The organism is Arthrobacter sp. NtRootA1 (assembly GCF_019976975.1).
Classification (GTDB): domain Bacteria; phylum Actinomycetota; class Actinomycetes; order Actinomycetales; family Micrococcaceae; genus Arthrobacter; species Arthrobacter aromaticivorans.
In genome coordinates this window covers 2,466,299-2,484,981 of the sequence record NZ_AP024630.1, presented here as the reverse complement: position 1 = coordinate 2,484,981, position 18,683 = coordinate 2,466,299, and the positions used below count along the sequence as shown (strand labels likewise).

The window sequence follows — 18,683 nt, the reverse complement described above, 5'->3', positions numbered from 1 at the left end:
TTGTCTCTTGCTCAGTGCTCGGGAGCTCAGTGCTTACGGGAGCAGTGCTTGCGGGAAACGGGCTCAGGCGCCGGCGGCGAAGAAGGCCGCGCCGAGGCCGATGACGATGGAGAAGCCAAGGCCCCATTCCCTCAGCCAGCTCTTGCCGAGCTTGTTGGCGAGCAGCAGGCAAAGGCCCATGACCGCGGCGGAGACGAGGAACGAGAGGACATGGATCCAGGACTTGGGGAGCTCCGTAAGGCCGAGGCAAGAGAAAGCCCCGATCAGCGCAGCAGCGGGGACGATTGCCATCGCGGCGGGGTTCACGGAGCGGATCTTGGCGTCGCCCTTGCGCAGGAGCGGCGTCAGGATCAGGGTGGCCAGCATCCACATGGCCCCACCGATGCTCATGGCGAAGAAGGCAACGGCGAAGACGCTCTGTGTATAGCTGGCGTCACCAAGCTTGGCGCCCATGGAACCTGCGGCGATACCGGCAGCGGAGACATCGTAGGCGGCCGAACCGATCAGGCCGATCCGGGACAACACCGCCGGGGCTCCGAACAGGCCAAGCAGCGCAATGGCCACGAGCGAAACGGCCAAGGAGGGTCCGATCGCCGAGACGGCGCCGGAACGGAACGACGTTTTGATGTCCTGGGAGCTCATCTCCACCGAGGGAGCCGCCCGACGTGCCGCCTTCATGAAGATGGCGGACTGGATGATGATGACGCCGAAGACGCCGGCCACGCAGATCCACAGGACCGGGTTGTTGGCGATGGCCAGGATGTCGGTTGCGCTGTTGGACGCGAGGGGTTGAAGTGCCAGGGGTTGGTGCATGGAAACCTCCGGTGTAAGCCCCGCGCACTCCACAACCGAACCACTTTGTTACGGCTGTTTCCTGCTCCGGGGGCGAATCCACACCCATCGACCAGATCGGCCAGTGGGTTACGAACACCATCCGCTATGAGCCGGATCACACGCAATGGCTGACGGAATCAGCCATTGGATTGGCCGAAACGGTCAAACAGCACAGCGCCGACCCTCGAGGCTTCCACCAAGGGCATGTGACTCGGCACACTTTCAGGCAGCGAACATCCAGCAAAGGAGCACCATGCCCGAGACCATTGGCGAGCTGTCCGCCGTCGAACTCACCACCGCGATCCGCAAGAAGGACATCTCGGCGCGCGAAGCCCTGGCCGATCATCTGGACCGGATCGCGGACATCAATCCCGCGATCAATGCCGTGGTGACCATTGACCCCGAGGGCGCACAGTCACTGGCGCACCAGGCCGACCAACTGACCGCCTCCGGGGCCGAACTGCCGCCGTTGCACGGACTACCCATGACGCACAAGGACACCAACAACACCGCCGGGATGCGCACCACCCAGGGCTCGGTCGCCTTGCGCGACTTTGTGCCCGACGCCGACGACCTCATCATTGCGCGGCTCAAGGCGGCCGGCGTGGTCAGCAGCGGCAAGTCGAACGTCCCGGAGTTCGGCGCAGGATCACACACCTTCAACGACCTCTTCGGAACCACCACCAATCCATACGCGCCCGCGCTGAGCGCCGGCGGAAGCAGCGGCGGGGTTGCCGCCGTCGTTGCTTCCCGCGTCCAGAGCATCGGCGACGGAAGCGACATGGGCGGCTCGCTCCGCATCCCGGCTTCGTTTTGCAACGTGGTGGGTTTCAGACCGTCGACGGCGGTCATCCCCATGCCGTCCGACGTCAACGCTTACGCGTGGCTAGGGCGGACCGGTCCGATGGCGCGCACCGTGGAGGACATTGCGTTGTTCATGTCCGTCACGGCCGGTCCGGATCCTCGCGTCCCCCATCCGGCGGGGCTTGACCCGGAGGTATTCCGCTCGTCGCTGGAAACGGACATGCGTGGCGTGCGGATCGGCTGGTCCCGCGACTTTGGCATTGGCGTGCCGGTGGAACCCGAAATCCTGGAGCACCTGGAACGGCAGCTCAGGGTTTTCGAGGAGCTGGGGGCGATCGTGGAGGAAGCCACTCCGGACTTCAGCGAAGCCGACCTGGTCTTCGGGAACACACGGGCCATGGATTTCGCCGCAGGGCTGGGACCCCTCCTGGAAAGGGCAGGGGACGTGATCAAACCTGAAGTGCACTGGAACGTGAACAAGGGACTCGCCCTGACTGCCCGGGACCTGATCGAAACCGCTGCTGCACGCACGCGTCTTGAAGCGGGCGTGCAGTCGTTCTTCGGCCGCTACGACCTCTTCGCGAGCCCCTGCGCGCAGGTTCTGCCGTTCGATGCGACGCTGCGCTACCCGGCCTCGGTCGCCGGGGTTCCTTCGGAGACCTATTTGGACTGGATGCGCTCAGCCTGCGTGCTGTCCGCCACCGGCCTGCCCGTGCTCAGCGTGCCCGCCGGGTTCAGCGCCGCCGGGCTGCCGATCGGGCTCCAGCTGGCGAGCAACCACTACACGGACATGCAGCTGCTCCGCTGGGGCCGGGCGTTCGAGCAGCAGACGGGGTACGCCGCCGTCGCGCCCGTCATCCCCACCGAGGTGCCAGTCCTTACGACGACGTCCGCATGAACCGTCCGCCGCGCTTATGCGCGTCCAGGAGGACGGAGACATCCACGCCGGATGCGTACTGGACCCAGCCCGAAGCCGTGATGAAGCGGTAGAGGGACGACATGTCTCCAACGGTGACATCCGCGATGACCTGGTAGTCCCCGGCGATCGCCGCAGCGTAGCGGACCATCGGAAGTTCGGCGAGGCTCTTGCCCAGTTGTTCGACGTGCAGCGGCGACGCCCTGATCCACAGGAGCGCTTCGACGGCGAGGCCAAAGGCCGCCGGTTCGATCACCACGCGCAAATGGACCTGGTTGTTGGCAAGGAGCCATTCTGTGCGTCGTCGGGCTGTGGCCTCCGACACCCCCACCCGGCGGCCCAGCGCCTCGAAGCTCATCCGACCATCGGCGCACAGCGCTTCCACGATTTCGGTGTCCTGCCTGCTCAGTTCCTTCTGGGCCTCCAGGATGCCCGAATCCAGGGTGAGCGTTGATCGGAGCGCCTCGGCACGGTCCGCGCTAAGAATCTCCGGCCGCCACCCCCGGATGGTGCGGAAGTATCGCAGCACCGGGTAGCTCGTTGAATCCCTGAGGCCAATGGTGGAGGGGAGCTCGTCTGACAGCACGTCAGCCATGTGCCTGGGGTCGGTCATGATCTCGGCCACGCAATCGCCAGTGCCCGTTGTGGTGTAAACGAATGTGATGTCTTTCCGCTGGGCCAGTGCTTTCGCTGCCGTCCTCAGCGTTCCGGGAATGCACCGCATCTCGAAGAGCACAGCCGCAGGCTTTGGCCGTACGCCAACCACCGCAACGGCTCCGGACTCCAACAGTTGGGAGCCCCGGCGTGCCACCGTTCGCTCAGCCTCCCCCAACACGGCAGCCATCTTGCGCCAAGGGCAGCGCGGATCGATCTGAAGGGCGGCCACGATCTGCCGCTCCAATGCGTCAAACAACACCGGGGGCGCTCCATTCGTTCCGGTTGGAGCCCTGGGTTTCTTTCACGGGTCCACAGACAGAATATAGGTGGATGGCCAGTTCGAACTGCTTCCCGGGTGCGGCCCGTTCCCGCGCCAGGGCACCAACGACGGCGTCCGCCCCAGCCATGTACGACACCAGCAACCCGCTCGGCTGCAACTAACACATCCAATCAATGAAAGGGCAATGACCCGCCCACCCAACTGCAGTCAGTTGAGTAGCGCCACGCCGAACTCAGCGACGACGGCCCGCAATTCCTTGAGGTAGCGCTGCGCTTGGTCGGTGAGCGGAATCGCGGCGTGGCCGATCCAGCCGATCTCGATGCGTTCGTCAACGTCGAGCGGGATGGCGACGATCTCCGGGTCGAGCTGCCCGCTGATGATGCCCGTCGAGATCGTGTAGCCGTGGAGCCCGATCATGAGGTTGAAGATCGTGGCCCGGTCAGAGACCCGGATCTCCTGCTTACTGGACAAGGTGGAGAGAATCTCCTCGGCGAAGTAAAAGGAGTTGTTCGCACCTTGATCGAAGGTTAGCCGGGGCAAACCGGCGAGATCGGCGAGAGTCGCACGCTCTTTTGAGGCGAGCGGATGGTTCCGTGAAATGAAAATGTGCGGATCGGCGAGGAAAAGCGGAGTGAACGCGAGCCCGGATTCCCGGAGCAGCTTGTCGATGACCTTCCGGTTGAAATCGTTCCGGTAGAGGATGCCTATCTCGCTGCGGAGCGTCCGGACATCCTCGATGATGTCCCAGGTACGGGACTCACGCAGAGAGAACTCGTATTCGGCCACATCAGTGGCCTTGACCATCCGGACGAAGGCATCCACCGCGAATGAGTAGTGCTGCGTTGACACCCCGAGAAGGCGTCGCCGCGGTGGCCTACCAAGGTAGCGCTGCTCGAGGAGAGCGAACTGCTCGACGACCTGCCTCGCGTAGCCGAGGAACTCTACCCCGTCGGCGGTAAGGGTGACTCCGCGGGCGGAGCGAACCAGAAGCGCACGGCCAACCCGGGCCTCAAGGTCCTTCATCGAGGCGGACATTGTCGGCTGCGCTACGAAGAGAAGATCGGCGGCCGCGGAGATCGACCCCTCAGCCGCAACTTCTATGAAGTAACGGAGCTGCTGCAGGGTCAATCCGCTCGAAATCTGAGGCATAGGAAGATTCTATATGAATGCATAGTAACCACTAGTTACTTGATACCCATCGGAAGGCTGCACCATGGATACATCCCCTTCGGAAAGGCCGTCTCCGGCCCATCAACGGATTGGCAGCACATGGCAGACGACTTCACCTTCAGCATCACCACGACCCCCTTCGACGAGGACTACTCCCCGTCGGAAGGCTCGCGGATCACGACGAATTTCGCCAACCTGGCACGGGGCGAGCACCGCCAGGAGAACCTCCGCAACGCCTTGACCATGATTCGGCGCCGCTTCAACGATCTCGCAAGCTGGGACAACCCGGACCGGGACCGCTACACGCTCGAGCTTGAGATCGTTTCCGTGCAGATAGAGTTCACTGCCGAAGGTACGGATCAGCAGTTCCCCCTGTTCGAGGTTCTCGACATCCAGATCGTCGACCAGCTGAACGGGGTCCGCCACCAAGGGATCGTGGGGAACAACTTCTCCTCCTACGTCCGTGACTTCGACTTCAGCGTCGTACTGCCAGCGGCAGCAGCGGAGTCTGGCAAGCCCACCGTTCCCGAGAACTTCGGCGATCTTCACGGCAAACTGTTCCAGCAATTCCTCGATTCCCCGGCATGCCAGGAACGCTTCCCGCAGTCGCCTGTGGTGTGCATCAGCGTCTCCACGAGCAAGACGTACCGGCGAACGGAGAACCGTCACCCGGTCCTGGGCGTCGAGTACCAGCAGGACGAGTTCTCGCTGACGGACGCGTACTTCGCAAAGATGGGGCTCCAGGTTCGCTACTTCATGCCACGCGGCAGCGTTGCGCCGCTCGCCTTCTATTTCCGCGGCGACCTGCTCAACGACTACTCCAACCTGCAGCTCATCGGCACGATCAGCACCATGGAGACGTTCCAGAAGATCTACCGCCCGGAGATCTACAACGCTAACTCCGCCGCCGCCCACGTCTACCAGCCGAGCCTGGGAGAGCAGGATTACTCGCGGACCCAGATCGCTTACGACCGCGTCGAGCGCAGTCAGCTCGCGGTCACGCAGGCGAAGTACACGGAGGAACACTTCATCACGCCCCACAAGGATCTATTGGACCAGTGGACCGCCAAATACCCCGCTCTCGTCAACTGACCCACGGAGAATCGTCAATCATGAACACACTTTTGCCCACCACCGTTGTCGGAAGCCTGCCGAAACCATCGTGGCTCGCGCAGCCGGAGACTCTTTGGTCCCCGTGGAAGCTGGAGGGAGATGCGCTGCTCGAGGGCAAGCAGGATGCGCTGCGTATCGCAATCCACGAGCAGAGCCGACGCGGCATCGACATCGTCAGCGACGGCGAGCAAACCCGCCAGCACTTCGTCACGACCTTCATTGAGCATCTCAGCGGGGTCGACTTTGAACAGCGCAAGACCGTGCGCATCCGCGATCGTTACGACGCGAGCGTGCCGACCGTCGTCGGACCGGTGCGCCGCGAGCGGCCGGTATTCGTCGAAGACGCAAAGTTCCTCCGCGCGACCACCGACCGGCCGATCAAATGGACTCTTCCCGGTCCAATGACGATGGTGGACACACTCTACGATGACCACTACAAGAGCCGCGAGAAGCTGGCCTGGGAGTTCGCCGCGATCCTGAACCAGGAGGCGAAAGAACTAGAGGCAGCCGGCGTGGACATCATCCAGTTCGACGAGCCCGCGTTCAATGTCTTCCTCGATGAGGTCAAGGACTGGGGCGTGGCTGCGCTTGAGAGAGCGGCCGAAGGACTGCGCGCGGAGACCGCCGTGCATATCTGCTACGGCTACGGGATCAAGGCGAATAATGACTGGAAGGCGACGCTCGGCTCACAGTGGCGCCAGTACGAGGAAACGTTCCCGCTGCTTCAGAGCTCCAGCATCGACATCATCTCACTGGAATCCCAGAACTCCCACGTGCCCATGGACCTCATCGAGCTCCTCCGCGGCAAGAAAGTCATGCTCGGGGCAATCGACGTCGCAAGCGAAACCATCGAGACCCCGGAGGACGTCGCCAACACCCTCCGCAAGGCCCTGCAGTTCGTCGATGCGGACAAGCTCATCGCCAGCTCCAACTGCGGCATGGCACCGTTCCCCCGGGACGTCGCACTGGCCAAGCTGAGTGCTCTCAGCGCAGGGACGAACATCATTCGCGAGGAACTCGCCCGCTCCGCCCCCAGGGTGTCCTAACGATGTTTCACGCCTACCCCGCAGACACCTGGCTCGAGGCTCCGAAGCAAAGCTTCCCGTCCTCCCTCTCGGCCGACGAATTCAAAGCACTGTTCCGTGGCCACCCGGGAGGTGTCGCCGTTATCACGGCTGATGCCGGCGAAGGACCGGTGGCACTGACGGTATCGTCGGTCGTGTCAGTGAGTGCGGAACCTCCGTTGCTGATTTTCTCGGTCTCGGCACTGTCCTCCGCGTCCGTGGTGCTCTCGCGCGCCGAAACCGTCGTCGTGCACCTGCTGGACGCACACGACGTCGACTTGGCGAAGTTTGGCGCGACCCCCGGCGTCGACCGCTTTGACCAGACGCACCGATGGTCGGCCCTTGCAACCGGCGAAGCGGTGTATAACGATGTCCGCGCCTGGGTGCGCTGCGCCGTCATCAATCGTATGGAGGTAGGGACCTCCACAATCATCGCCGTTCACGCCCTGGAGTCTCGCGTGATGCGTGACGTCCACGCGGGCGAACCCGGTGACGCTCTGGTCTACCACAACCGTTCATGGCACCGTCTGGGCGAGCATTCCAAGCTTGAAGGCTGAGCGCTCGCGCCAACAATGCGAGGCGGCAAGCCGAACGGCTCACGACGGCGGGAGGTGACTCCCGCCGTCGTCCTCGTTAACATCGGACGTCCATCGACTTCCTGAATGGCCCGGATGCAACCCTGGTGTGCACGCATGCGACGCCTCGGTTTGCCCTCAACAAGCACCCACCGAAAGCGTTTTGACGGTACTGGCGATCGATGAGTTCCATCATGTCTCCACGCTCCAATGAAGCTGTGTGAGCAAGAAATCCGGAACCGGCTCCCCCACCCAAACTGAACTGGCCGCACCCGGCGGCCAGGCACCAACCGGGCCTCCAAATCAGAGACAAATGTCAAGCTTTGTACACACTCAAAAGCAAAAACCCCTCTGACGAGGGGTTATGCCGTGCCCGAGGTGGACTCGAACGGGATTCCGGCCCGCGTGAACACTGGGAAGTGGCAGGAACAGGCGGAATCCGGGCCAATCCGATGGGTGTACGAGCCAGTCCAAGGTAGAAAATGTGCACATTGTCCACACCACTTTTTTGCTCGATCTACCACGGAGGAACAGACAACCGTTCTCCGCACACTCGGGCCGGCGCCAATAAATAGGTGCCGCCACATCTGCAGATCGTCCGGCTCAATCTCACGCTTTCAGCCCGCTGGGACCCTCCTGATTCGATGAGGGCGCAGCCTCCGGGGCATGACTCCCACGAATCCGTCGAACAACCCAGAATCCGGCCACACTCCGCCCCGCAGAACGATGAAACACCTCGCCAAGCTCCCTGAGTTCCCAGGGTGCGCCCAGAAGACACTGCAACGTTGGTATGCAACAGTGTCATGTATGTGACGGAAACGTGAAGAAGCTTCGACGAGAGACCCGTAACGAGCAAAGAATATGTTTGACAACAAACCAACCCTAGCCCCACGCTGTTGCCTAAGGCGAGACTTGATGATCATTGCGGAACAGCACGCGGGGGTCGTTGTCACACAAGACTTCTCGGTGCGGCAGGCACCGGACGGTCCCTCCCGATGGGCTCTTCCCCGACGCGCGTTTACGGTGCAATAGGAAACTTTGAACCGGCCCGAGCCGACGGCGGCCTCGGCCAGATGAAAGGAAGAAAAATGACCGATCCCCAAGAGCATCCCCCAGTCCCCACTCCCGGGAGCGCGCAGGGCTTGAACCCGAAGGTGGAGGGCGGATGCCCGGTGGCCCATGGCAGTGCCACGGACCAGGGCAGCGAAAGTGAAAACCCGGCAATCGATTCCCCCCGGCCCAAAGGCCACCGGCCGCGGACCAACCAGGATTGGTGGCCCAACCAGCTGGACCTTTCCGTGCTGCACACGCACGGCAAGTCAAGCAATCCGCTGGACCCGTCGTTCAGCTACCGGGAGGAATTCCAGAAGCTCGACCTCGATGCTCTGAAGCGTGACATCACCGAGGTCCTGACTACCTCGCAGGATTGGTGGCCGGCGGACTTCGGCCACTACGGTGGCCTGATGATCCGCCTGAGCTGGCACGCGGCCGGCACCTACCGCGTCCATGACGGCCGCGGTGGAGCGGGAGACGGCAGCCAGCGGTTCGCGCCGCTCAACAGCTGGCCGGACAACGCCAATCTGGACAAGGCTCGGCGACTGCTGTGGCCGGTCAAGCAGAAGTACGGCCAGAAGCTCTCCTGGGCCGACCTGCTGGTCCTGGCCGGCAACGTCGCCTTGGAATCGATGGGCTTCGAGACCTTCGGCTTTGCCTTTGGCCGCGAGGACGTGTGGGAGCCCGAGCAGATCTTCTGGGGCCCCGAAGACGCCTGGCTCGGTGATGAGCGTTACGTTGGTGAAGGCCAGATGTCCGAGGACGTCGGTTCCACTGAAATGGGCCTGATCTACGTCAACCCCGAAGGCCCCATGGGCAACCCGGACCCGGTAGCTGCTGCCGCCTTCATCCGGGAGACGTTCAAGCGCATGGCGATGAACGACGAGGAGACCTTCGCGCTGATCGCCGGCGGCCACACGTTCGGCAAGACCCATGGCGCCGGCCCCGCCGATGCGCATGTGGGCCCCGAACCGGAGGCCGCCAACCTGGAGGCGCAGGGCCTGGGCTGGCTCAGCACCTACGGCAGTGGCAAGGGCGCGGACACCATCACCTCGGGCCTCGAGGTGACCTGGACGGACATGCCGACCCAGTGGAGCAACCGCTTCCTGGAGATCCTGTTCGAGTACGAGTGGGAACTGGTCAAGAGCCCTGGCGGTGCTCACCAGTGGGTTGCCAAGGATGCTCCGAAGATCATCCCGGACGCGCACGACCCGGAGAAAAAGAACCGACCCACGATGCTGACGACGGACCTATCACTGCGCTTCGACCCCGTCTACGAGGAAATCGGTCGCCGCTTCCTCAAGAACCCGGACGAGTTCGCCCTGGCGTTCGCCAAGGCCTGGTACAAGCTGCTGCACCGCGACATGGGACCCGTTGGCCCCCACATGCTGGGCCCGTGGGTTCCGGAAGCCCAGCTGTGGCAGGATCCCGTTCCCGCCGTCGACCATGAACTGATCGACGAGCAGGACATCGCTTCGCTGAAGGCCAAACTGTTGGGCTCCGGCCTGACCATCCCGCAGCTCGCGGGTACGGCCTGGGCCTCGGCAGCCACCTACCGCAAAACGGACCGGCGCGGCGGCGCCAACGGTGCAAGGATCCGCTTGGAGCCGCAGCGCAGCTGGGAAGCCTCCGAACCGGAGCAGCTGGCAACCGTTCTTCCGGTGCTCGAACGTGTGCAGGAGGAGTTCAACTCTGCGCAGGCTGGCGGCAAGAAGGTCTCCCTTGCAGACCTGATCGTCCTCGGCGGTGCCGCCGCGGTGGAAAAGGCCGCTGCCGACGCCGGATTCCCCATCACCGTGCCATTCCGGCCGGGACGCACGGATGCCGCCCAGGAGCAGACCGACGTCGAATCTTTCCAGTACCTGCAGCCCAAAGCTGACGGGTTCCGCAACTACCTGCGGCCCGGCTCGAAGCTCCCGCCCGAGAGCCTCCTGCTGGACAAGGCCTACATGCTGGACCTCACCGCACCGGAGATGACGGCGCTGGTAGGCGGCATGCGCGCCCTGGGCACCAACGTGGGCGGTTCCAGCCACGGCATGCTGACAGACAAGCCACAGGTCCTGAGCAACGACTTCTTCGTCAACCTGCTCTTGCCGGGCACCAAGTGGAGGGCGTCGGAGTCGGAGGAGAACGTCTATGAGATCACCGACGCCGCCACCGGCGAGCTGAAGTGGACGGCCACCCCGGTGGACCTGGTCTTCGGGTCCAACTCACAGCTGCGCGCCCTTTCCGAGGTCTACGCCAGCGAAGACGCCAGAGAGAAGTTCGTCAACGACTTCGTGGCCGCGTGGGCCAAGGTCATGGAGCTGGACCGCTTCGACCTCCAGTAACAAGTTCAACTGAACAGTGGTGTCAGGGCCGGTTGCAACTGCAGCCGGCCCTGACACTTTTCGAAACCTAGTGTTCAGCGGGGAAGCTGACCTGGTCTACCGACTGGTACTGCCGCGCCGGAGCGCATCCCGGCCAGGACCTTCGCGTCGCTCTGCGATATTCTGGACTGCACCCCAATCGACCTGTTCGAACCGTTCGTGGAGATGTGCCGCCGCGGCGACAGCGAATGCACCACAGCGCAGCGAAGGCATCGGAATCCAGCCCCGGTAACCTGATCGCCAAGCGGATCCGACTCGTCCGTCCCGAAGACGGTGAGTAGGCCACGCACACCGGAGGATCCCATCCGCTGGACAGACCCCCGCGCCCGGATAAGCTCCGCCTAGATGCCGCCGTCGGCACCTTGGTTGATGTCTTCGAAGAAGGCTTTGTACATAGTCGCATCGATCGATAGCCGCAGCCATCGGATTCAGACCTCTGGGTTGAACGACGCCGCCATCTAAACGGATCGGTGGGCATACCCCCACCCAAACTAAACAGGCCGCACCCGGCGGCGACACCCACCACTAGTCTGAAGCCCTCGTCAGTTGTGAAGTTATGACGGTAGCCGTTGATCCATAGCAGGAGCACCATAATCGTCCACGCAGTCCGTTTGTTCCCATCAAGCAGTGGATGGAACCGCGCGACCGACTCAAGCAAAGCAGCCGCCTTCACCGCTAGTTCCGGATAAGCTTCCGCGCCCCTTACGGTTGTCGCCGGCCTGGTCAATGCCGACGCCAACAAGCCGACGTCGCGGATCTGGAAGCCATAGCGATCTACAACTTGAAGCGCGTCTTCAATTTCCAGGTAGGCGGTCACGCGTCCTCAAGGCGAGTGAGCAACTCAGCATCATGGCTCATGACAAAATCCAGACCCTCAGTAATCTCGCGCCTACGAGCATGGCGCTGCAAAACCAACTCGGCCCCCTGCAAGAGAAGCGCGGACTTGGACGTGTGTTCTTCAGCGGCCAGCTTCTCCAGCCGACGATCGAGCTCATCAGGGACGCTCAGATTCATAGCCATGAACCCACGGTACCAAAACGGTACCCCTTGCGCTCCGGACTAACTTCCCCACGCCGAGGGATGTAAACCGATAATGGCGCAGCTCAATGGTTACGCTGCGTCCGCGACGCTGGCACAACAATCGTCTCGCACGCTCGATCCCCAAATCGGCGCAATCCGGTCATGGTGAGGGCAGGTCAAGCGTCCATGGATGTCTGGAGGCCCAGCAGAACGGGCCCCGTCAACAACGGTCAAGAACGCACGAGGAGCCAGGGCCATGAATGCTCTCACCATCAAGGACCCCGCGGACCTGCCTAGCTTCATCGGGCACACCCTCCGGTTCTGGCCACAAGAAAGCCTCGTCTGCGTCACCCTCGACAATGACAAGGTCGGCGCCACCCTCCGCATCGACCGCCTCCAACTCGCCCTCGACACCGACCCCGGCTACCGCTTCGCACGGCTCAGCGACCAAATGCTCGGAGCTGGCATCATCGCCGGCTGGAACACCAACAGAGACACCGCCTACAAAGCCCACCTGGATATGCCGTAATCAGAGCGGTGGGAAGCCATAGAGGCCGGCCACTGTCTTACTGGGCGGCGTCGAAGCCCGCGAGCAGGCGTCGAGATGCGGTTTCCATGTGGGCGCGCATCGTCTTTGAGACAGCCGCAGGGTCACGTGTTTCAAGTGCCTTAAGGATGGCCGCGTGTTCCTTGAGCGCGGCTTCTGCATGGCCTTCATCCGTCAGTGCCCGGTCAACCCAGATCCGCAATAGCGAGCGGATGCTCTGCAGGAGCTCTTCGAGGACCGTGTTCCCGGAGGCCTTGGCGATCTCGCGGTGGAACAAAGCGTCGGCCTCAACGAAAGCTGTGAGGTTGTCCAGGTTCTTTTCCATGGCGTCGAGGTTGGCTCGCATACGTCCCAATGCCTCTTCCGTGACTCGGAGCGCCGCTAGTTCCACAGCCTGAACCTCCAGCCCGCTGCGCAGTTCGACCAGCTCGCGGGTCCTGGGCTCGCCAAGCATGAGTCCCCAGCTGAGCGTTCGAGGCAACAGTTCGGAGACGCCGTCGCGCAGGTACGTTCCCGAACCGGGTCGTACAACGACGATGCCGAGTATCTCCAGTGCGGCCAGTGCCTCGCGCACAGCTGAACGGCCGACGCCAAGGGAAGCCGCGAGTTGGCGCTCAGCGGGTAGGCGCGTACCTGGCGCGATGTCGCCGCTCGTGAAGTAGGCGAGCAGCCGCTCCGCTACCTCGGAAACAACGGAGCCTTGCTCCATGGGGGCGAGAGCCGCCGTCATATGGGCCGCTGCTGCGGCGGAGTTCGCTGACACCTTCACAGCGTAGCAACCGGATGACCAATCCTTCGGTTACGGTGGCGAAGAGAAATATGTCAACCGGTTGACCAATTTACGATCCCGCCCTATGGTTTAAATCACAAGCTTCCCGCTCGCCGACCCGTCCCCGGCAAGGACACGAATCAGCCCAGCGCATCCAATGCAGGAGCCGCAGGGATACCAACATCTAGGAGTCAATGTGGACACCACACAATCGGTGGTCGAAAAATCCGCAATCAAGAAGGTAGCTATCCGGCTGGTGCCGTTCGTCGCCCTGATGTTCTTCATCAACTACCTGGACCGCACAGCCATCTCGTTCGCCGGCCCCAACGGCATGAACAACGATCTGGCTCTCTCGGCGGCCCAATTCGGCTTCGCCTCAGGAGTCTTCTTCATCGGCTACATCCTTCTTGAAGTCCCCAGCAACCTGGCCCTGCACAAGTTCGGCGCCCGCCGCTGGCTTGCCCGCATCATGGTCAGCTGGGGCATCGTTTCCCTCCTCTTCACCTGGGTGGGAAATGTGGAGCAGCTTTACATCCTGCGCTTCATCCTGGGCGTGGCAGAAGCCGGATTCTTCCCCGGCGCCATCCTCTTCCTGAGCCTCTGGGTTCCCTCGAAGCACCGCAGCAAGATCCTTGCCCTCTTCTACTTGGCACAGCCCCTCACTACCGTCATTGGCGCCCCGCTTGCAGGCGCCCTGATCCAGCAGCATGGCGTGTTCTTCGGCCTTGAGGGCTGGCGGTTCATGTTCTTCGGCGTTGCCATCCCCGCGATTGTCATCGGCATCGCCGCCTGGTTCTACCTGGCCGACTCCCCCGCCAAGGCCAAGTGGCTGACGTCCGAGGAAAAGACCTGGCTGACCAGCGCCCTTGAAAAGGAAAAGAACGAAACCGCCGCCAGCAACAAGCACGTCAGCGTCCGCACTGTGTTCGGCAACGGCCGGGTCTGGATGCTCTCCCTGATCTACTTTGGTTTCATCTACGGCCTCTACGCGCTGGGCTTCTTCCTGCCGACCATCATCGCCGGCTTCGAAGGTCTCTACGGCACCAAGTTCGATGTCTTCCAAAAGGGCCTGATCACGGCCATCCCATATCTGCCGGCTGCTTTCGCGCTGTACTTCTGGTCCAAGGACGCCACCAAGCGCGGTGTGCGGACCTGGCACATCGCACTCCCCGCGCTCATTGGCGGCATCAGCATCCCGCTGGCTCTGTTCGCTGGATCCCCGGCAGCAACCATCGCCGTCATCACCATCACCGCCATGTCCATCTTCGCGGCGCTACCCAACTTCTGGACAGTGCCAACACAGTTCCTCACCGGTGCAGCAGCTGCGGCAGGCATCGCACTCATCAACACGGTGGGCAACCTTGCAGGCTTCAGCGCCGGCTACATCACGGGCTGGCTCAAGGACCTGACAGGGGGCTACACGGTTCCCATGTTCGTCGTCGGAGGCTTCATGTTGCTCTCCTCGATCCTTATGGTCACCCTCAGCCGTCAGCGCAAGGCTTCTGAAGGCATCCCCGCCGAGGCCCTGGATCCCCAGGGCGCTGGACACCACGCAGAACCCTAACCATCCCCTTGGAGTTTGTGTACGGCAGTTGCCCTCTGGCGACGTCTGGTCAGGGCATCTGCTGTACACAAACCCGCCGGAACGCACCGACTTTCCATCCATAGCTCCAGGAGCCCCCGCATGACCCGCTTGTTCAATGAACCCGCAGCTTTCGCTGACGAGATGATCGAAGGATTCGTCGCCTCGCACGGCCGTTGGGTACGGCGCGTCTCCGGCGGCGTCGCCCGCAACACCCGCAGCACCCCGGGCACAGTCGCGTTGGTCATCGGCGGCGGATCGGGCCACTACCCCGCGTTCGCAGGTCTGGTTGGCCAAGGCCTGGCTCACGGCGCCGCGATGGGAAACCTTTTCGCTTCCCCCTCTGCACAGCAGGTCTACAACGTGGCCAAGGCCGCGGACAACGGCGGAGGCGTGCTCCTGGGATACGGCAACTACGCCGGCGATGTCCTCCACTTCACCCAGGCACAGGACAAGCTCCGCGCCGAAGGCATCGACTGCCGCAGCATCGCCGTCACCGATGACATCTCTTCCGCGCCCCTGGCAGAACGGCACAAGCGCCGGGGCATCGCCGGCGACCTCACCGTTTTCAAAGTGGCCGCGGCTGCAGCCGAGGCCGGCTACGACATGGACGGCGTCATGGAGACCGCCCGGCGCGCCAACGAGCGCACACGCTCCTTCGGCGTCGCTTTCACGGGGTGCACGCTGCCGGGAGCACCCCAGCCGCTCTTCACCGTCCCGGCAGGACGCATGGCGGTGGGCATGGGTATCCATGGCGAGCCAGGCATCGGCGAAACAGACATCCCGACGGCGGACCAGCTCGCCGAACTGCTGGTCAAGGACCTCCTCACCGAGGTCCCTGACGGCCTCACAGTGCAGGGCGCACGCGTGGTGCCGATCCTCAATGGACTCGGCAGCGTTAAGTACGAGGAACTCTTCGTGGTCTACCGTCGCGTAGCCCAACTACTCGCCGAAGCAGGCATCGAAGCAGTCGACCCGCAGGTGGGCGAACTCGTGACGAGTTTCGACATGGCCGGAACCTCCCTAACGCTCTTCTGGCTGGATGCCGAGCTGGAGGAACTCTGGCTCGCTCCCGCTGACGCCCCGGCCTTCCGGCGTGGTGCAGTGAGTGCCCATGCGCTCGACGCCGAAAAGCTCACCCAGGCCGCGGAGGTGCAGTCCGTGATCCCGGATGCCTCGGACGAATCCCGCCAAAGCGCCCCCGCCGTTCTAGCCGCACTCGAAGCTGCCAAGTCCGTGGTGGACGCCAACGTCGCTGAACTGGGCCGCATCGACGCGATCGCCGGCGACGGCGACCACGGCATCGGCATGGAACGCGGACTCCACGCAGCAGCAGCAGCCGCGGCAGACGCCGTCGAACGTGGAGCCGGTGCGGGAACAGTCTTGAACCTGGCCGCGGACGCTTGGGCCGACAAGGCCGGCGGCACCTCAGGCGCGCTGTGGGGCATGGCGCTGCGCGCAGTCGGGCAGTCGATCGGGGACGTTGGCCGTCCGAGTGCAGAAACAGTGGCCGCGGGTGTTGCCGAAGCGAAGCGCTCCATCATGGATTTCGGCAAGGCCAAAGAGGGCGACAAGACCTTGGTGGATGTGTTGGCGCCGTTCAGCGATGCCCTCACCGCTGCCGTGCATGGCGGGAGCTCCCTGCATCAAGCTTGGGGCGCCGCCACTTTAATCGCCGAGCAATCCGCGGAGGCCACGGCAAACTTGCTTCCCTTGATGGGTCGAGCCAGACCACACGCTGAAAAGAGCCTGGGAACACCCGACGCCGGAGCCGTTTCGATGGCCCTGATTGTCCGGGCCATCCACAACACCCTCGTCGAAAACAACGTCGAAAAGAACACTGTTAAGGAGAACGCATGAGCGCCAAACTGCGCCTGGTCATCGGATCGGACGACGCCGGATTCGAGTACAAGGAAGCCCTGAAAGCCGACCTTGAGGCGAACGAGCTGGTGGAGTCCGTCACCGACGTCGGAGTGGACGCTACAAGCCACACTCCCTATCCGTCCGTGGCGATCGCTGCCGCTGAACTGATCGCGGCCGGAAATGCCGACCGCGCGCTTCTTGTCTGCGGCACGGGCCTCGGTGTGGCCATCGCCGCCAATAAGGTCCCGGGCATCCGCGCCGTCACCGCCCACGATTCCTTCTCCGTGGAACGTTCAGTCCTTTCCAACAACGCCCAGGTTCTTACCTTCGGCCAGCGCGTTGTGGGCCTGGAGCTCGCGCGCCGTCTGGCCAAGGAATGGCTCACCTACACCTTTGACGAAGCTTCCGCCTCGGCCGAAAAAGTCACCCTGATTAAGGACTACGAAGGTGTCACTTCCTGCTAAGTCATCGCACCCCAAAGCAATAATCGGCGTGAGCCTGAAGATGTACTTCGGCTATCAACGCTCCATCGCCTACTGCCGCGACGTCGCCACGATCGGCTTTAAGCACCCGGCCGTGGTCAGCGGTGACATCGAGCTGTTCGTCCTGCCGATCCTCCCGGTCCTCCCGGAGGCAACCCGGCTTCTGGGCGCGGCCGGCGTAGGTACCGGCGCGCAGGACATCTTCTGGGAAGACGAGGGCGCCTATACCGGCGAAGTCGGCGGCAAGACCGTAGCCGAACTCGGCGGCCGCTACGTTGAGGTAGGCCATGCCGAACGTCGCCGGATATTCGGCGAAGACGATCGGATCATCGGCCCCAAAACCGCCGCAGCCTACCGCAACGGCCTGACCCCTGTGCTCTGTGTTGGCGAACTGAATGCGGGGTCCCCCGAGGAAGCCATTGCACAGTGCACTGCGGACATCGACGCCTCACTCAACAGGGCCGCAAGCCTGGGGCCGACCCGCCGAACCATCGTGGCCTACGAGCCGCAATGGGCCATCGGCGCACCGGAACCAGCCACACCCGGATACATCAGCGCCGTGGTTCGTGGCTTGGACGAGCACCTCCGCTCTTTGCCCGGCCAGTCGGACAGCCAGGTCATCTACGGCGGAAGCGCCGGACCGGGCCTGATCACCGAACTGGACCCCGCCGTCGCGGGCTTGTTCCTGGGCCGGTTTGCCCACGATCCACAAGCGCTGAAGACCATCCTGGACGAAACTGCGGCCCGCCTGGCCACAAGCGAGGCGGTGGCGGCATGAGCAACGGTACGGGTCGCATAGGTTTAAGCAGCTACGCGTTCTTCTGGCAGCTCTCAGACCAGGTCAGCGAACCCCTGACCATCCATGACACGCTGCGGAAATCCGCAGATCTGGGCGTGGACCTCTTCCAGATCTGCGATTACGCACCGCTGGAAGACATGAACGACGACGACCTCGCCGCCATCCGGGCAACGGCGGACGAGCTGGGGATCACCCTGGAACTCGGGACCAAGGGGATCCGCCCGGAGCACCTGCGGAAGTTCCTGCACATCGCAGGCATCCTGGGCTCAGACCTGCTCCGGACCATGTTCAATGTGCCCGGCCACTCGCCGGACACTGACGAAGCGGCAGGGATCTTCGCCGAAGTCCTTCCCGAGTTCGAGGCAGCCGGGGTGCGGATCGCGATAGAGACCTACGAACAGGTCCCCACCGAACGGATTCTTGATGTCATCAGAATCGTCAACAGCCCGTACCTCGGCATTTGCAGCGACCCCGCCAATACCGTCGCGGCTCTGGAGATGCCGCGCGAGGTGATTGACGCCGTCGAGCCTTACGTCCTGAACATGCACATCAAAGACTTTGCGTTCAGTCGCAAGCAGGGATGGGTCGGGTTCACGTACTCGGGCGCACCCCTGGGCGAGGGTCTTCTGGACTACGACTACATGGTCAGGAAGATCCGGCCCAAAGAAAGAAAAATCAACCAGATCGTCGAACACTGGCTGCCGTGGCAGGACTCCGAAGCGGAAACGATCCGCCTCGAAAACCAGTGGACCCAACACAGCCTCGATTTCCTAAGGAGCAAATGAA

The 18,683-nt window shown here is 63.0% G+C and carries 18 protein-coding genes; 11 read left to right on the top strand and 7 right to left on the bottom strand.

Translation table 11 applies throughout. The features are described from left to right. Positions 1-63: 63 nt before the first annotated feature. Positions 64-813 carry a DUF5058 family protein gene (locus LDN90_RS11090; RefSeq protein ID WP_216923552.1) on the bottom strand — a complete coding sequence of 250 codons (750 nt, stop codon included), beginning with the start codon at positions 811-813 and terminating at the stop codon, positions 64-66. Positions 814-1,087: 274 nt separating this feature from the next. Here LDN90_RS11090 and LDN90_RS11085 point away from each other — a divergent pair, with 274 nt between their 5' ends. After that, a complete protein-coding gene (locus LDN90_RS11085) occupies positions 1,088-2,536 on the top strand; it encodes an amidase family protein (RefSeq protein WP_223949098.1) in 1,449 nt (482 codons plus the stop codon). Here LDN90_RS11085 and LDN90_RS11080 read toward each other — a convergent pair. The 3 genes from LDN90_RS11080 to LDN90_RS11070 form a co-directional block, all read right to left on the bottom strand. Continuing rightward, on the bottom strand, positions 2,517-3,470 hold the full coding sequence (locus LDN90_RS11080) for an AsnC family transcriptional regulator (protein WP_223949097.1): 954 nt from the start codon (positions 3,468-3,470) through the stop codon (positions 2,517-2,519). The genes LDN90_RS11085 and LDN90_RS11080 overlap by 20 nt on opposite strands. Continuing rightward, the gene (locus LDN90_RS11075) at positions 3,460-3,618 is read right to left on the bottom strand and encodes a hypothetical protein (protein ID WP_223949096.1); all 159 of its coding nucleotides are present in this window, start codon (positions 3,616-3,618) and stop codon (positions 3,460-3,462) included. Before LDN90_RS11075 ends, LDN90_RS11080 begins: the two co-directional genes overlap by 11 nt. Positions 3,619-3,698: 80 nt before the next feature. Next, the gene (locus LDN90_RS11070; protein ID WP_216923542.1) at positions 3,699-4,640 is read right to left on the bottom strand and encodes a LysR family transcriptional regulator; all 942 of its coding nucleotides are present in this window, start codon (positions 4,638-4,640) and stop codon (positions 3,699-3,701) included. Between the two features lie 120 nt (positions 4,641-4,760). Between LDN90_RS11070 and LDN90_RS11065 the strand changes: the two genes are divergently transcribed. The 4 genes from LDN90_RS11065 to katG all read left to right on the top strand — a co-directional run bounded on the left by LDN90_RS11065 (position 4,761) and on the right by katG (position 10,796). Continuing rightward, a complete protein-coding gene (locus LDN90_RS11065; RefSeq protein WP_216923540.1) occupies positions 4,761-5,753 on the top strand; it encodes a DUF1852 domain-containing protein in 993 nt (330 codons plus the stop codon). Positions 5,754-5,773: 20 nt separating this feature from the next. Further along, on the top strand, positions 5,774-6,820 hold the full coding sequence (locus tag LDN90_RS11060) for a methionine synthase (protein ID WP_223949095.1): 1,047 nt from the start codon (positions 5,774-5,776) through the stop codon (positions 6,818-6,820). Positions 6,821-6,822: 2 nt separating this feature from the next. Further along, a complete protein-coding gene (locus tag LDN90_RS11055; RefSeq protein WP_216923536.1) occupies positions 6,823-7,395 on the top strand; it encodes a flavin reductase family protein in 573 nt (190 codons plus the stop codon). Between the two features lie 1,106 nt (positions 7,396-8,501). Beyond that, a complete protein-coding gene (gene katG, locus LDN90_RS11050; protein ID WP_223949094.1) occupies positions 8,502-10,796 on the top strand; it encodes a catalase/peroxidase HPI in 2,295 nt (764 codons plus the stop codon). Positions 10,797-10,863: 67 nt separating this feature from the next. Here the strand turns inward: katG and LDN90_RS24295 are convergent, their stop codons facing one another. Together LDN90_RS24295 and LDN90_RS11035 are read right to left on the bottom strand one after the other, a co-directional pair. Then, on the bottom strand, positions 10,864-11,652 hold the full coding sequence (locus LDN90_RS24295) for a Fic family protein (RefSeq protein ID WP_346347006.1): 789 nt from the start codon (positions 11,650-11,652) through the stop codon (positions 10,864-10,866). After that, positions 11,649-11,855, bottom strand: coding sequence for a ribbon-helix-helix protein, CopG family (locus LDN90_RS11035; RefSeq protein ID WP_223949093.1), 207 nt, complete (start codon positions 11,853-11,855; stop codon positions 11,649-11,651). The genes LDN90_RS24295 and LDN90_RS11035 overlap by 4 nt, the downstream gene beginning before the upstream one ends. 256 nt (positions 11,856-12,111) lie before the next feature. On the opposite strand from LDN90_RS11035, the gene LDN90_RS11030 reads away from it, so the two are divergent. Beyond that, positions 12,112-12,384 carry a DUF4192 domain-containing protein gene (locus tag LDN90_RS11030; RefSeq protein WP_223949092.1) on the top strand — a complete coding sequence of 91 codons (273 nt, stop codon included), beginning with the start codon at positions 12,112-12,114 and terminating at the stop codon, positions 12,382-12,384. Positions 12,385-12,421: 37 nt separating this feature from the next. Here LDN90_RS11030 and LDN90_RS11025 read toward each other — a convergent pair whose 3' ends face one another. After that, on the bottom strand, positions 12,422-13,165 hold the full coding sequence (locus LDN90_RS11025) for a FadR/GntR family transcriptional regulator (RefSeq protein ID WP_223949091.1): 744 nt from the start codon (positions 13,163-13,165) through the stop codon (positions 12,422-12,424). A 202-nt stretch (positions 13,166-13,367) separates the two neighbouring features. Between LDN90_RS11025 and LDN90_RS11020 the strand changes: the two genes are divergently transcribed. From LDN90_RS11020 to LDN90_RS11000, 5 genes are all read left to right on the top strand, one after another. Further along, positions 13,368-14,735, top strand: a complete 1,368-nt coding sequence (locus LDN90_RS11020) for an MFS transporter (RefSeq protein WP_223949090.1) — start codon at positions 13,368-13,370, stop codon at positions 14,733-14,735. Positions 14,736-14,855: 120 nt separating this feature from the next. Further along, positions 14,856-16,613 carry a dihydroxyacetone kinase family protein gene (locus tag LDN90_RS11015; protein WP_223949089.1) on the top strand — a complete coding sequence of 586 codons (1,758 nt, stop codon included), beginning with the start codon at positions 14,856-14,858 and terminating at the stop codon, positions 16,611-16,613. Continuing rightward, positions 16,610-17,080, top strand: a complete 471-nt coding sequence (locus tag LDN90_RS11010) for a ribose-5-phosphate isomerase (RefSeq protein WP_216923515.1) — start codon at positions 16,610-16,612, stop codon at positions 17,078-17,080. Before LDN90_RS11015 ends, LDN90_RS11010 begins: the two co-directional genes overlap by 4 nt. After that, complete coding sequence (locus tag LDN90_RS11005; protein WP_223949088.1) at positions 17,064-17,876, top strand: triose-phosphate isomerase family protein; 813 nt, start codon at positions 17,064-17,066, stop codon at positions 17,874-17,876. The genes LDN90_RS11010 and LDN90_RS11005 overlap by 17 nt, the downstream gene beginning before the upstream one ends. Next, positions 17,873-18,682 carry a sugar phosphate isomerase/epimerase family protein gene (locus tag LDN90_RS11000; protein WP_223949087.1) on the top strand — a complete coding sequence of 270 codons (810 nt, stop codon included), beginning with the start codon at positions 17,873-17,875 and terminating at the stop codon, positions 18,680-18,682. The genes LDN90_RS11005 and LDN90_RS11000 overlap by 4 nt, the downstream gene beginning before the upstream one ends. Position 18,683 lies beyond the last annotated feature (1 nt).

What these genes read in the sequence shown, in the direction of transcription:
- LDN90_RS11090 (WP_216923552.1), bottom strand. Translation starts at nt 813, where the DNA reads ATGCACCAACCCCTGGCACTTCAACCCCTCGCGTCCAACAGCGCAACC.
- LDN90_RS11085 (WP_223949098.1), top strand. Translation starts at nt 1,088, where the DNA reads ATGCCCGAGACCATTGGCGAGCTGTCCGCCGTCGAACTCACCACCGCG.
- LDN90_RS11075 (WP_223949096.1), bottom strand. Translation starts at nt 3,618, where the DNA reads ATGGCTGGGGCGGACGCCGTCGTTGGTGCCCTGGCGCGGGAACGGGCC.
- LDN90_RS11070 (WP_216923542.1), bottom strand. Translation starts at nt 4,640, where the DNA reads ATGCCTCAGATTTCGAGCGGATTGACCCTGCAGCAGCTCCGTTACTTC.
- LDN90_RS11065 (WP_216923540.1), top strand. Translation starts at nt 4,761, where the DNA reads ATGGCAGACGACTTCACCTTCAGCATCACCACGACCCCCTTCGACGAG.
- LDN90_RS11060 (WP_223949095.1), top strand. Translation starts at nt 5,774, where the DNA reads ATGAACACACTTTTGCCCACCACCGTTGTCGGAAGCCTGCCGAAACCA.
- LDN90_RS11055 (WP_216923536.1), top strand. Translation starts at nt 6,823, where the DNA reads ATGTTTCACGCCTACCCCGCAGACACCTGGCTCGAGGCTCCGAAGCAA.
- katG (WP_223949094.1), top strand. Translation starts at nt 8,502, where the DNA reads ATGACCGATCCCCAAGAGCATCCCCCAGTCCCCACTCCCGGGAGCGCG.
- LDN90_RS11035 (WP_223949093.1), bottom strand. Translation starts at nt 11,855, where the DNA reads ATGGCTATGAATCTGAGCGTCCCTGATGAGCTCGATCGTCGGCTGGAG.
- LDN90_RS11030 (WP_223949092.1), top strand. Translation starts at nt 12,112, where the DNA reads ATGAATGCTCTCACCATCAAGGACCCCGCGGACCTGCCTAGCTTCATC.
- LDN90_RS11015 (WP_223949089.1), top strand. Translation starts at nt 14,856, where the DNA reads ATGACCCGCTTGTTCAATGAACCCGCAGCTTTCGCTGACGAGATGATC.
- LDN90_RS11010 (WP_216923515.1), top strand. Translation starts at nt 16,610, where the DNA reads ATGAGCGCCAAACTGCGCCTGGTCATCGGATCGGACGACGCCGGATTC.
- LDN90_RS11000 (WP_223949087.1), top strand. Translation starts at nt 17,873, where the DNA reads ATGAGCAACGGTACGGGTCGCATAGGTTTAAGCAGCTACGCGTTCTTC.